Genomic DNA, 12544 nt, shown 5'->3' on the forward strand with positions numbered 1-12544 from the left:
CGGTGGGTGACGGCGTCGGCGTCGGCTCCGTCGGGGTGGGCGTGGGCTCGGTGGGTGACGGTGTCATGCCGGTCGGGGACGGGGAGGGCGACTCGTCCCCGGCGCAGTCGATCTCGGCGGCGAACGGGAACTGGTGGATCTCGCCCGCGTCGACGGACGAGGAGCCGTCTTCCGCCAGAGGGCCCGCCGTCAGTTCCCGCACCACGATGGTGCCCTCGATGTTGGACGGGTCGAGGTCCGTGAGGTGGGCGCGGGGCGCGAAGACGGTGCCTTCCAGGGAGTCGCCGTCCGCCATCGTGATGTCGGTGGCGTCGGGGAAGTTCCACAGCATGTACGGGGCCTGCTCGCCGGAGACCCCGGCGAGGGTCGGCATGCGCCAGACGTACGTACCGTCCGTCCCGGTGGTGTCGACGTCGACCACGAACGGGGTCGTCGCCGTCGGGGGTGTGTTGAAGGTGATCTGGGAGAGGTTGTTCAGCTGCTCACCGGTCAGCCGGAGCACGTTCGTCTCTCCCTCGGTGAGGGTGACGTAGGCGTTGGTCCCGGCCGGGAAGCCGGTCTGGTCGGGCAGCGGGTTTCCGGCGGCGTCGCGCAGGATGACGTTCGTGTCGCAGGTGTCGATCGCGTCGGAGCGGTCGCGGTAGGTCGAGAAGAGCGCGTCGAGGTCGGGCAGCCCCGTGGTGTCGGTGACCGACTCGACGGGCTGACGGACGGTCGTCTCGATCCGCGGCGTCGAGTTGTGCGCGGCGCCGGCCGCGACGACCTGGGTGTTGACCTCGGCGTTGTTGGCGTCCATGTCCAGGACGGACGACCCGGTGCCGTCCCCGATCTTCACGTAGCCGTCGCTGAGGACCTTCAGTACGCCCTGGGGGGAGCTGTTCGCGTGGTCGGCCCTGCCGCCCACGAGCAGGGCCGTCGGGTTGTCGTCGCCGGGTGCGGTGAAGGTGCCGGGGGTGTGCAGCGCGACGTTGTACCCGGGGCCGTACGTGAGGTTCCCGCCGATGGCCACCGAGCCCTCGGTCTCCGTGCTGCCCAGGGTGGCGTCGTCCTGGACGAGCACGCCGAAGCCGTTGTCCCCGGCCAGCGGATTGCCCGAGTAGTCGGCCGCGGCCGGGGCGGCGGCGGACAGACACAGGGCGCAGACCGTGGTGACGGCGGCTGTGGTGGCGGCTGCGGCTGCGGCGAGCTTGGTGCGTTTCATGCCGGGGACCGTAGGTGTGATGGTCAGGTCACAGGGAAAGGCGAGGCCGCAGGGTCACCCGCACGGCCGCCGCACTCCCACGGACGGCGTCCCGTGCACGGAGACCGGACCCGGCCGGCGACCGGTTTCGGCCCGAGGGCCGTACCCGCCCCGTCCGTCCCCGGCTGCCGGGCTCGTCCCATCCGCCCTGGGAGGTGCGGGCATGAGCGAGGACACGCGTACGAAACTGCTCGCGGGCGCCCTGACCACCCTCACCGAGCAGGGCATCGCCAGGACCTCCGCACGCGCCATCGCGGCGGCGGCCGGTGTCAATCAGGCGCTGGTCTTCTACCACTTCGGCACCGTCGACGAACTGCTCGCGGCAGCCTGCCGGCACGCGGCCGAACAACGGGTCGCCCACCACCGCGAACGCCTCAACGAAGTGCGTACGCTCTCCGGACTTCTCCAGGCCGCACGCGAGTTGCACGCCACCGAACGCGACGCGGGCCAGGTCGCCGTGCTGGGACAACTGCTGGCAGGCGCGCAGACGCAGCCACGGCTCGCCGCCGCCACCGCCGCCGGACTCGCCATGTGGACCGAGGAGATCGAGCAGGTCCTCGCCCGTGTCCTGACCGGCACCCCGCTCGCCGAGTTCGTGGACGTCGCCGGACTGGCCAAGGCGGCCTCCGCCGCGTTCGTGGGCCTGGAACTGTACGAGGGCGTCGACGCGTCCGGCGCCGAGCAGGCCCTGGCAGCACTGGACCAGCTCGCCGGCCTGGTCGCCGCGCTGGAAGGCCTCGGCCCGGTCGCGCAGCGCGCCGTACGCTCCCGGCTGCGCCGCTCGGCCACCGCCTGACACGGGGCGGCCGACGCGGAGCCTGCCGCGCCGGGCCGCCGGGAACTGCCCGGCCCGGCAGCCCGTCCTGAGAAGCAAGGTCAACAAGCGGACGGGACAAGCGGAACAACATGGTGGAACGGACGGACGGCGATGCGGCCCCGGCCGCTTCGGCGGGGACGACGACGGACAGCGATGCGGCCCGGGCGGCGAGGACCGGAGTCTCCCGGTGGGCGTGGGAGCGGCCGGGGCGGTGGACGCGGGGCCGGGTGATCGCCGGACTCGCCCTCCTCACGGCTCTCCTGCTCGCCTTTCCCCGGGTGCTGCCCAACCGGCCCGGCCACCTGGGAAGCCTGCTGGAGGCGTTCCTGCCCTGGCTCGGCCTCGTGATTGTTGTCCTGCTCGCCTGCGCCCTGCTGCGCCGCTCGGTCACGGCACTCCTGTTCCTGCTCCTGCCGGTGGCGGCCTGGGCGTACGCGTTCGGCGGTCTGTTCCTCGCCGCGCCGGAGCCCGGCGAGCGCGATCTGGTCGTGGTGCAGCACAACGTGAGCGACGTGAACACGGACCCGGCAGGCACGGCCCGTACGCTCGCCGGGGCCGGGCCGGACCTGATCGCGCTGGAGGAACTGGTGCCGGCCGCCCTGCCGGCGTACGAGAAGGCCCTCGCCCCGGACTTCCGGTTCCACGAGGTCCGGGGGACGGTCGGGATCTGGTCGAAGCACCCGCTCACCGACACCCGTGCGGTGGACATCAAGCCCAAGGAGATCGAGGAGGGCTGGAGCCGCGGGCTGCGTACCGTGGTCCACACCCCGCAGGGCGAAGTCGCCGCGTACGTGGCCCACTTGCCGTCGATCCGCGTCGGAACGAGCGGATTCGCCTCCGCATGGCGGGACGAGAGCGCCCATCTGCTGGGCCGGGCCGTCGCCGCCGAGACGGTGGGCAGGGTGATCGTGCTGGGCGACCTCAACAGCACGGTCGACGACCGCGGTCTGTCCCCGTTGACCTCACAGCTGAACGTGTCGGAACGCGGCTTCGGCTTCAGCTTCCCCGCGTCCTTCCCGCTGGCGCGGATCGACCAGGTCCTGGCCCGCTCGGCCACGGTCGGCCGCATCCACACCCTGCCCGCGACCGGCAGCGACCATCTGCCGATCACCGCCCGGATCACGCTGCGTTGAGTGACCGGCCCACAGGCCTCCGCACCCCGCTTGTGTGATGATGCACGGACAATTTTGGCCCGGTTCCTGGGGAGGGTCCGGGTGCGGAGCAGGGGTGGGAGCACAGCGTGGGCAAGGACGGGACGTCGATACCGGACGAGGAGTGGGAGCGCTTCCTCCGGGACGCCGAGGCCGGGACCCCGGGAGCGCCCGAGGAGCCGTCGGCACGGGCCAGGATGGTGGCGAGCCGCCTGGCGGAGGATCCCGGACCGCCGGAGGCCTGGCGTACGCACCGGCCGCCGGCGCGGTCGGGCGGCAGGGCCCGGTACTTCGTCGCCTTCTTCGTCCTGGTCGCCCTGCTCGTCGTGGCCATGGACCCGGGCCGGGTCACCGGGTGGTTCGGCGGGGACGGCGGCAGCGGCGACACCGCGCCCCTCGCCGCCGAGTCGGAGCGCCCGACCGGGCCGCCCGCGACGGAGGCCGCCGCGCAACGCCCCACCCTGGACGACCCGTTCAGAGGTTCCCCCGCGGCCCAGTGGGGTGACGGGGTGGCCGCGCTCCCGCTTCCCGAGGCGCGCGCCACGGGCTGGATGAGCAAGGCGCAGGTCGCCCAGGCACTCGTACGTTCCCGGGACTTCCTCTTCTCCTCCGGCCTCGATGCCGGCGTGCTGCGCGGGGAGCGGCCGGCGAAGGCGATCGCGCTGATCAATCCGCATCAGAAGGACGTCCAGGATTACGTGAGCGCGGCGTTCCGCACGCCGAGCGCCGAGCACGACCCCCTGAAGCTGTTCAGCCGCTTCGCGCCGTCGAAGGTGCGGATCGTCGGGGACGTGGTGAAGACCCGCGGCCTGATCACGTACCGCGAGGGCAAGCGCGGCGCGGTCGAGGTGGCGGCCGATGTCACGTACGTGTACCCGGTGGCCCGCGCCGCCGAGGGCAGCGACGAGGTCACGCGTACGATCGTGCGCCGCGAGATCGTGATGGGCTGGGACGACCCGGCGAAGATCATCACCGAGCCGGGGACGTTCTCCCTCGTCTCCTATCGCTCGGACACCGCGAACGGCGGCTGCGACAACCACACCGGCTACTTCCTCCCGGAGTTCGCCGCCGAACGGGCCGTCACCGGTGGCTCCGGCGAGGGCGACGCAGCCGACCCGTACGACCGGAGCACGTCGATGGACGCTCTTGTTCCGGAGGGCGGCGGGACGGGGTGCGGAATCGCTACCCGGCTGTGAGGACGGTGTGGGTCAGCCCCGGCCCTCGGGCCTTTCGGTTGGATCGCGCCGGACCCGAGAGCCCGTCATGATCCGAACGAGAGGCCTTGAGGGCTGCCCCGCTCCAGCAGCTTCATGCCGAGGGTGAACGAGCCCGGATCCTCCGCGAGCACCTCGAACCCGAGGTGCCGGTAGAAGCCGACCGCACCGGCGTTCGCCTTGCCCACGCCGAGGTGAACGCCGTGGACGCCACGGCTCCGCAACGCCCCGAGCAGGGTGTGGATCAGCCGGGACCCGTTGCCGCCGCCCTGCGCCTCGGGCAGGAGGTCGATGTGCAGATGGGCGGGGTACGCCGCCGCCACCTCGGCCGGAGCGGTGGGGGGACGGTCGATCCATTTCCGGGCGAAGGCGTCGCGGGACCCCTCGCGGAACGGCACTCCCTCGCGCCGGGCGCGGAGTGCGGGCCACCACTCCCGCTCCAGGGTCCGCTCGAAGGAGGCGGTGTCGGCGACGCCGAGGACGTACCCGGAGGCGGGCCGGTCCGGGCGGGCGAGGACCCAGGCGAGGTCGGGGGCGTACCGGAGGTAGGGGGCGAGGAAGATGTCGCCGGGGAGACGCGGGTCCTCGAAGGAACCCGTCGCGTCCTTGCCCGATGCGGCGGTGCGCAGGCAGATGTCGTAGAGCCGGTCGGCCTCCGCCGGGTCGTCCGTGCGGGCGGCGCGAATCCCGAACTCTGCGGTCGGGTGCGGTCGGTCGTTCACGGGCGCCTTTCGGGGAGCGGGCAGACGGGGCGGCCGCCCCGTGCGCCCCAAATCTCTCTCAACCCGTCTCCGCACGCCACCGCCTCGTGCCGGACCGGCCGCGGAGTCAGGCGATACCGCCGTTCGCGTACAGGACCTGCCCGTTGATCCAGCGCCCGGGGCCCGCGAGGAACGCGACGGCCTCGGCGATGTCGTCCGGCGTGCCGAGGCGGCCGAGCGGGGTGCGGCACGCGATCGCGTCGACGACCTCCTTCGGCTTTCCGTCCAGGAAGAGCGGCGTGGCCGTCGGTCCGGGCGCGACGGCGTTCACCGTCACGTCGCGGCCCTGCAGCTCGCGGGCGAGGATCAGCGTCATCGCCTCGACGGCGCCCTTCGTGGCGGCGTAGGCCCCGTACGTGGGCTGCTGCAGCCGGGTCACCGAGGTCGAGAAGTTGATCAGTGCCCCGCCGGTCCTGAGCGTGCGGGCGGCGAGCTGCGAGACGACGAACGTGCCGCGCACGTTGGTGCGGTGCATGCGGTCGAAGTCGGCGAGGTCGAGCTCGGCGATCGGCGACAGGAGCATGATCCCGGCCGTGTTGACGACCACGTCGACGCCTCCGTACAGCTGCTCGGCCGTGGCGAAGAGCGCGGACATCGCGTCCTCGTCGGCCACGTCGCCGCCGACCGCGGTGGCGACTCCGCCGGCGGCGGTGACGGCGGCCACGACCTCGTCGGCGCTGGCCTTGTCCCTGCCGTAGTGCACGACGACGGCGAGACCGTCGGAGCCCAGGCGCTCGGCGACGGCGCGGCCGATGCCGCCGGAGGCTCCGGTGACGATCGCCACGCGGGGTGCGGATGCGGTGGCTTGCGCGGTGGGGTTCACGGGGTTCATGCGTCCTCCCTCGATTTTATGGACGATCCGTCCATAAAATAAATGTAGACTGGTCGTCCATATACGGCAAGCTCGAAAGGTATGGGACACGTGGACGAGCCGCACGAGCCGCCGAAGGGCCCGGAGAGACGCGGCCGCGGACGCCGTCCCGCCGCGGAGGTACGGCAGGCCGTACTGGAGACGGCCGGCGCGATGCTGTTCGAGGCGGGACTGCCCGGGATCACCTTCGAGAAGGTGGCCACCCGTGCCGGAGCGAGCAAGATGACGCTCTACAAATGGTGGCCCTCGCCCGGGGCGCTCGCCTTCGAGGCGTACTTCACGGCGGTCGAGGACACCCTCGCGTTCGCGGACACCGGCGACATCGAGCGCGACCTCACGGCCCAGCTCCACTCCTTCGTCGGCCTGCTCACCGGACGGCCCGCCGGCCCCGTGATCGCCCAGTTCGTCGGCGCCGCGCAGACCGATCCCGCGCTGGCGGACGCCCTCGCGAAGCACTACGTCCACCCGCGCCGCCGTCTTGCGGCCGACCGGCTCACCGGCGCCCAGCGCGTGGGCCAGATCCGCGCGGAGGTCGACCCCCAGGTGGTCGTCGACCAGCTCTGGGGCGCCTGTTACCACCGCCTGATGATGCCGGACGAGCCGCTCGACACCGCCTTTGCCGACGCCTTGGTCGACAACCTTCTGCGCGGCATTCGGGGGTGACGCGGCGCGGCGGCCGATGAGTCCTGCCGCGGTGGCCAGTCTCTACTTACGGCGCGCCCTTGCGGCGCGCGATCAGCCGCACGTGAGGAGAGCACCATGACCGCCACCTACACATTCGACGTCTTCTCCAGTCTCGACGGCTTCGGTGGCGCAGGCGGTGACTGGACCGGCTACTGGGGCAAACAGGGCCCGGAACTCCTCGACCACCGCCTCGGCCTGTACCGGGACGAACAGCGGATGATCTTCGGGGCGCACACGTACCGCCTGTTCGCGCAGATGCTGGCCGAGAGCACCGAGGATTCCGACGTGCGTGACCCCTGGGTGACCCGGATGAGGGCCCTGCCGACGACGGTGGTGTCGACCACGCTCGAAGGCCCCCTCGACTGGCCGGACGCCACCATCGCTCACGGCGACGCCGTCGACGTCGTCGCCCGGCTCAAGAAGGAGTCCGACGTCCCGCTGCGCTCGCACGGCAGCCTGTCGATGAACCGGGCGCTGATGGCGGCCGGCCTGGTGGACCGAGTCCAGGTGACCCTGTTCCCCGTGATCACCGGCCGGACCGGACTGGACCCGGTCTTCAAGGGCGCGGCCGACTTCGACCTGGAGCTGACCGGCCACCGGACGCTCGACGGCGACATCCAGGAACTCACGTACCGGCCCACACTGCACGCCTGAGCCGAGCAGGCCGGGCCGGGAGTGTCAGTGGTGCGGCGTACGTTGCGGTCATGGGCGTATACCTGATCAGCGTCGGCGCGGAGGAGTGGTTCGGTGAGGAGGAGGGATGGGGCGAGATCGCTACGGCGCTCAACGATGACCTGCGGCAACGAGGCCTGCCGCCCTATGAGTCCGTACCGGAGGAGGAGCAGAGCTTCGTCCGCGGCTCCGGGCAGGCCTTCGAGGAGAAGCTGATCTCCTCGATGGACGGGTTCGACGCGCTGTGCGAGGCGCACCTCTCGCAGGAGGAGACCGAGACCCTTTCCCACTGGTCGGTTCTGGTGCCGTTCTCGCTCGACGAGGAGATCCTGCTGCCGATCGGCTCCGCCTACAGCGAGTCGTCGACCATGGTCGCCGGTGCACCCCAGGTCCTGGCCGTCGCCCAACGCCTGGCGACGGCCATCGAGTTGCCCTCGGAGACCCCGCGCATGTGCGACAACCTCGATCTGACCATGTGGTTCCGGGAGGGAGCAGCGAAGGAACTGGCCGCTGCCCGACCGGGGCCGTGGGCCGACGACTTGGACGCGGCGTTCTACGTCGCACTGTTCCTGCGCGCTGCCGAGCACTCGGTGCGGCGGGGTTGCCCGATGGCCTACTGCTGAGCCGATCGGACACCACGGCGGCATCCCCCGAACTCGCCGGACCGCCGGGCAGGGCGCGTGCCAGGCTCCGGTTGTGCGGATCCGCCGCCGCAGGGTGTCTCCCGTCTGCGGCCGGACGCGGACGGATATGCCTCGCCGAGCACCTCGAAGTGAGGCCCTGCCTCATCTCAAGTCGATTAAGCTGCACGCGAGTTGGATCAGTCAGCGGGGCAGGCCGGTGGGCGTCGGTGAGAGCCGGTCCGCCGGGCGCCGTTCACGGGCGGACGGCTGGAGCGGGCGGTTTCCCCACAGGTGGATCCGGTCCTCGCGCGAGCCGGCCGGTCGGGTCCGGTGACGGTCCGCCGGACGAGTGGAGGGGAGTAAGGCCGTGGAGCTGCATCTGTGGGTCGAGGCGACCGATCCGGTCGAGGAACTGGAAGACCTGGAGGACTGGCTGAGCCAGGAGTCGGAGCTCCGGGGGCGCGTCAAACCGGCTCCGGCGATCCCGGCGGCGGGTGAGCTCGGCGGGCTTCCCGAGGTTCTCGTCGCGGCGCTGGGAGCGGGCGGCGTGGCCAGCGCGCTGGCCACCTCCTTGAGCGCGTACCTGTCGCAGCCGAGGCGGCGGTCCGTGCGCATCAGGATGAAGGGGCCGCAGGGCGTGGAGGTCGAGGTGAACGCGCAGTCCGCGGGCGACGCCGAGCGTCTCCTGCAGATCGCCCTGGGGCAGGCGGAGGAGACCCGGTGAGGGGTCGCGGTATCGATCCGGCGCGCTCGCGCATCGTCCTGCTCGGCTCTGCCGCGTACGAGGACGAGCAGCTGGCGGACGTGCCGCAGATCACGGCCAATCTGCGCGACATGGCGGCAGTCCTCACCGACCCCGACCTCGGCGGGTTCCCGAGCGAGTGCTGCGTCACCGTGCCGCCGCAGGTATCCAGCCGGGCCATCGGCCAGACGCTGCACCGGGCGGCGGACGAGGCCGAGGACCTGCTGCTGTTCTACTTCGCCGGGCACGGGATTCCGCTCGGCCGCTCCCACGAGCTCTACCTCGCCCTCCACGACACCGCCATGGACGCCGTGGAGTACAGCGCGCTGCGGTTCGACACCGTGCGCGGGACGTTCCTCGGCAGCAGGGCCAAGAACCGCGTGATCATCCTCGACAGCTGCTTCAGCGGGCGCGCCATCGGCACCACCCTGAGCGCCGGTCAGCAGGAGGTCCTCGGGCAGCTCGACATCCAGGGGACCTACACCCTCGCCTCGGCCCCGCCCAACAGCACAGCGCTGGTCCTTCCCGGCGAGGCCCACACCGCCTTCACCGGCCGGCTCCTCACTCTCCTGCGTGAAGGCGCCCCGCACACGGGTCCGTTGATCACCATGCAGGACATCTACCGGACCCTGTGGGGCAGGTTCACGGCAGAACGACTGCCACTGCCGCAGCAGCGGGGCACCGAGAACGCCGACCAGCTCGGACTCGTCCTCAACCGCACGTCGGCCACCGCCGAGCCCCTCACCGACCGGGACTTCCCTCTGCGGCCACCTCACCCCCCGGCACCCGACCTCGGCGTCGAATCCCTGGCCCGCCGGCACGAGCAGGCCGTCGACCTCTACGAGGACGGCCGCAGCGACGAAGCGATTGCCCTCTTCGAGCAGGTGGCCGAGGTGCGCACCCGGGTGCTGGGCCCCGATCATCCCGACACCCTCGACACGCTCGACAACCTCGCCGCCTCCTACGCCGACATGGGGCGTGTCCAGGAGGCGTTGAGCCTGGAGGAGCGGGTGGCCGAGGCGCGCACCCGCGTGCTGGGCCCCGATCATCTCGACACGCTCGACACGCTCCACAACCTCGCAGTCTCCTACGACGAGGTGGGGCGTCGCCATCTCCTACGGCGCCGTGGGTCGGGACCGGGAGGCGGCCGGTCTGAGGGAGCGGGTGGCCGAGGTGCGTACCCGCGTCCTGGGCGCCGACGACCCCGACACCCTGGCCACGCTCCACCAGCTCGCCGGCTCCTACTGCACCATGGGGCGCGACCAGCAGGCGGCCGATCTGGAGGCGCGAGTGGCCGAGGCGCGTACCCGGGTGCTGGGGCCCGAGGACCCCGACACCCTCGAAACCCTGCACGATCTGGCCGACTTCTACAGCCGTGTGGGTCGTGACCAGGAGGCGGTGGAGTTGAGCGAGCGGGTGGCTGAGGCGCGTACCCGGGTGCTGGGGCCCGAGGACCCCGACACCCTCGAAACCGTCGACATGCTCGCCGATCTCTACAACGACATGGGACGCGACCGGGAGGCACTGGCCATGAGGGGACGGGCGGCGGAGACCCGCGCACGCGTCGGATGGAACTGACGAGGGCGCGGTCGGTCAGCGGCAGGGGATGACCTCCGAGCAGTGCACCTCTCACGGCTGCGCCCATCAGGACGTCGGCTCGTCACCGTCCCCCAGCCACGGCCGCAGCTTCTCCGGGTTGCGGACCACCCAGATGCGGGTGATGCGGCCGTCGGCGATCTCGAACGAGGCCACGGTCATCACGGTGCCGCCCCGCTGGGCCACCAGCCCCGGCGTACCGTTGACCGACCGCTCCAGGAGTTCGAGGCCCGGGGCGGTGTCGGCGATGGCGACCATGTACTGGGCGATGAGCGCGCTGCCCTCGATCGGGCGCAACGCGGTGCCGACCAGGCCGCCGCCGTCGGCGGTCATCACGGCGGCCGGGTCCAGAAGGCCGACGAGAGCCGCGACGTTCTTGGTCTCCCATGCCTCCTTGACGTGCCGCACCGCCTCCGCCTGCCCTGCCCCCGTCACCGGAGCCTCGGTGGCCCGTACCCGCCGCCGGGCGGAGGCCGCGAGCTGCTTGCAGGCGGCGGAGGTCCGGCCGAGGACGTCGGCGATCTCGGCGAAGGGGTACCGGAAGACGTCGTGCAGGACGAACGCGACCCGCTCGGCGGGCGTCATCGACTCCAGGACGACGAGGAAGGCCATGGTCACCGATTCGTCCAGGACCATCTGGTCGGCGGGATCGGTGTGATCGGCGCCCCGGCCGCGGTCCCACTCGGTACGGTCCGGCAGCGGCTCGGGCAGCCAGGCGCCGACGTACCGTTCGCGCCGGGCCCGCGCCGAGCCGAGTACGTCCAGGCAGATGCGACCGGTCACCGTCGACAGCCAGGCGCCGGGAGAGACGATCTCCTCCCGCCGGCCACGCGGCAGCGCGTACCAGCGCGCGTACGCCTCCTGGACGGCGTCCTCCGCCTCGGCCAGTGAGCCGAGCAACCGGTAAGCGACATTGAGCAGTTGGCGCCGCTCGCCGGCTATGTCGTCGATGGCCGTCCTCGCCGTCCCCACGTCCCGAACGCCCCCTCGCCTTACCTTTCGCGGGCCCGCGTCGTCGGGCTGGTGAAGACCCTATCGATCTACTGCCCAGCGGGCGGAAAAGGGGACCGCGACATGACCACCCACGCAGGTGCAGGCCGGCCGACGACGACCGCACAGCGGCACTTCTCGTTCCTGCAGATCGCGATCGCCCTGCAGACCCTGACCATCTTCCTTCAGGCGATCTCCGCCGGACTGCTCCTGACCTCGTCCTACGGAGAGACGCTGCACAGCGTCGGCGCACGCGTCATGTACGGGGCCTCGATGCTGTACGTCATCGCCGCGATCCTGGCCTGGAAGCCGGGCGGCGGACCGACCCGGCCCATCTGGTACGCCTCGGGCTTCCTGGTCCTCGCCTCGGTCCAGGTGGTGCTCGGGATCGCACACGTACCGTCGGTCCATCTGCCCCTGGGCGTCCTGATGTTCGGACTGAGCCTGGTGGCACTGGTGCGGCGCTGAAGCCCGGTACGGGGGTCCGGGTGGTGGGCCTGTCCGGCGGATCGTGCCGGACAGGCCCTGGACCCGGAGGCGGGTGAACCGTACTCAGTGCTTCAGTGCTTCAGCGCTTCAGCGTGAAGGTGAAGTCGCCGGAGACCTTGCCGCTCAGCCGGACGGCCGAGACGAGCTTTCCCTCCGTGATCAGCCTCCCGACCTCGCCCCGCGAGAGCCCGCACCCTTCAGCGATCAGCCGCGCCGGCCTGACCGGTATCCGCGCGGCGAAGCGGACCGCGACATCGATCACCTCGCGGTCCAGGTGTTCCGTTCCGCCCGTGTCGAGACGCCAGGCGCCGTCCCAGTCGAGGGCGACGTGATTGCGGCTACGTACGGCGGCGTCCTGCAGCAACTCCGCTGCCAGTGCGGGGTTGTTGTCGTGCATGCGGTCCAGCAGCTCGGGCCGTACGGAGCGCACATGCGTCCGCTCGAAGACCGTGAGCTTGGTGGTCTCCCCGCATGCGGTGCAGAGAGCGAGGAGCCAGGCGTCGAGCAGCTTGTGGTTCGCGTTGACGCGAAACTTTCCGTTCGGCCGGAAGCGGTCGGACGCGCACGAGTGGCAGCGACGGATGACGAGCGGCAGGCAAGTGGGCATGACGAACCAGTTGTTGAGCACAGAGGTACACCGGTTTCAGGTGAGAAGTCCGCAGCAGAAGACAGCGCGGCGCACAGGCGCGACGCG

Annotated in this window: 14 protein-coding genes and 1 pseudogene; 10 read left to right on the forward strand and 5 right to left on the reverse strand. The window is 71.5% G+C overall.

The features are described 5' to 3' along the window. The coding region (locus JGS39_RS24955) for a choice-of-anchor A family protein (RefSeq protein WP_219571697.1) at nucleotides 1-1201 on the reverse strand (1201 nt) is incomplete at its 3' end. Between the two features lie 202 nt (nucleotides 1202-1403). Between JGS39_RS24955 and JGS39_RS24960 the strand changes: the two genes are divergently transcribed. From JGS39_RS24960 to JGS39_RS24970, 3 genes are all read left to right on the forward strand, one after another. Then, the gene (locus JGS39_RS24960) at nucleotides 1404-2036 is read left to right on the forward strand and encodes a TetR family transcriptional regulator (RefSeq protein ID WP_219571698.1); all 633 of its coding nucleotides are present in this window, start codon (nucleotides 1404-1406) and stop codon (nucleotides 2034-2036) included. A 110-nt stretch (nucleotides 2037-2146) separates the two neighbouring features. Beyond that, nucleotides 2147-3190: an endonuclease/exonuclease/phosphatase family protein gene (locus JGS39_RS24965; RefSeq protein WP_219571699.1), complete on the forward strand. Its 1044-nt coding sequence runs from the start codon at nucleotides 2147-2149 to the stop codon at nucleotides 3188-3190. Between the two features lie 107 nt (nucleotides 3191-3297). Continuing rightward, nucleotides 3298-4404: a hypothetical protein gene (locus JGS39_RS24970; protein WP_219571700.1), complete on the forward strand. Its 1107-nt coding sequence runs from the start codon at nucleotides 3298-3300 to the stop codon at nucleotides 4402-4404. A 65-nt stretch (nucleotides 4405-4469) separates the two neighbouring features. Here JGS39_RS24970 and JGS39_RS41500 read toward each other — a convergent pair whose 3' ends face one another. Together JGS39_RS41500 and JGS39_RS24980 are read right to left on the reverse strand one after the other, a co-directional pair. Next, nucleotides 4470-5144 (reverse strand): GNAT family N-acetyltransferase, encoded by a 675-nt coding sequence (locus tag JGS39_RS41500; protein ID WP_308120672.1) that lies wholly within the window; start codon nucleotides 5142-5144, stop codon nucleotides 4470-4472. A gap of 106 nt (nucleotides 5145-5250) precedes the next feature. Continuing rightward, complete coding sequence (locus JGS39_RS24980) at nucleotides 5251-6015, reverse strand: SDR family oxidoreductase (protein WP_219571701.1); 765 nt, start codon at nucleotides 6013-6015, stop codon at nucleotides 5251-5253. A gap of 90 nt (nucleotides 6016-6105) precedes the next feature. Between JGS39_RS24980 and JGS39_RS24985 the strand changes: the two genes are divergently transcribed. The 6 genes and pseudogenes from JGS39_RS24985 to JGS39_RS41970 all read left to right on the forward strand — a co-directional run bounded on the left by JGS39_RS24985 (nucleotide 6106) and on the right by JGS39_RS41970 (nucleotide 10353). Then, nucleotides 6106-6717: a TetR/AcrR family transcriptional regulator gene (locus JGS39_RS24985; protein ID WP_308120673.1), complete on the forward strand. Its 612-nt coding sequence runs from the start codon at nucleotides 6106-6108 to the stop codon at nucleotides 6715-6717. 96 nt (nucleotides 6718-6813) lie between these two features. After that, nucleotides 6814-7392 carry a dihydrofolate reductase family protein gene (locus JGS39_RS24990; RefSeq protein WP_219571703.1) on the forward strand — a complete coding sequence of 193 codons (579 nt, stop codon included), beginning with the start codon at nucleotides 6814-6816 and terminating at the stop codon, nucleotides 7390-7392. Between the two features lie 50 nt (nucleotides 7393-7442). Then, a complete protein-coding gene (locus tag JGS39_RS24995) occupies nucleotides 7443-8033 on the forward strand; it encodes a hypothetical protein (protein WP_219571704.1) in 591 nt (196 codons plus the stop codon). Nucleotides 8034-8400: 367 nt separating this feature from the next. After that, nucleotides 8401-8757 carry an effector-associated constant component EACC1 gene (locus JGS39_RS25000; RefSeq protein ID WP_219571705.1) on the forward strand — a complete coding sequence of 119 codons (357 nt, stop codon included), beginning with the start codon at nucleotides 8401-8403 and terminating at the stop codon, nucleotides 8755-8757. Beyond that, nucleotides 8754-9869: pseudogene (locus tag JGS39_RS25005) on the forward strand (caspase family protein); the annotation flags it as partial. The gene JGS39_RS25000 and the pseudogene JGS39_RS25005, both read left to right, overlap by 4 nt. Nucleotides 9870-9900: 31 nt before the next feature. Further along, complete coding sequence (locus JGS39_RS41970) at nucleotides 9901-10353, forward strand: tetratricopeptide repeat protein (protein WP_372456162.1); 453 nt, start codon at nucleotides 9901-9903, stop codon at nucleotides 10351-10353. 66 nt (nucleotides 10354-10419) lie between these two features. On the opposite strand, the gene sigJ is transcribed toward JGS39_RS41970, so the two are convergent. Then, nucleotides 10420-11343, reverse strand: coding sequence for an RNA polymerase sigma factor SigJ (gene sigJ / locus JGS39_RS25015; RefSeq protein WP_219571707.1), 924 nt, complete (start codon nucleotides 11341-11343; stop codon nucleotides 10420-10422). A gap of 102 nt (nucleotides 11344-11445) precedes the next feature. Between sigJ and JGS39_RS25020 the strand changes: the two genes are divergently transcribed. After that, a complete protein-coding gene (locus JGS39_RS25020) occupies nucleotides 11446-11829 on the forward strand; it encodes a hypothetical protein (protein ID WP_219571708.1) in 384 nt (127 codons plus the stop codon). A gap of 100 nt (nucleotides 11830-11929) precedes the next feature. Here JGS39_RS25020 and JGS39_RS25025 read toward each other — a convergent pair whose 3' ends face one another. Beyond that, nucleotides 11930-12478 carry a DUF1062 domain-containing protein gene (locus tag JGS39_RS25025; RefSeq protein WP_219571709.1) on the reverse strand — a complete coding sequence of 183 codons (549 nt, stop codon included), beginning with the start codon at nucleotides 12476-12478 and terminating at the stop codon, nucleotides 11930-11932. Nucleotides 12479-12544 lie beyond the last annotated feature (66 nt).

This window comes from Streptomyces poriferorum, from assembly GCF_019399235.1.
Classification (GTDB): domain Bacteria; phylum Actinomycetota; class Actinomycetes; order Streptomycetales; family Streptomycetaceae; genus Streptomyces; species Streptomyces poriferorum.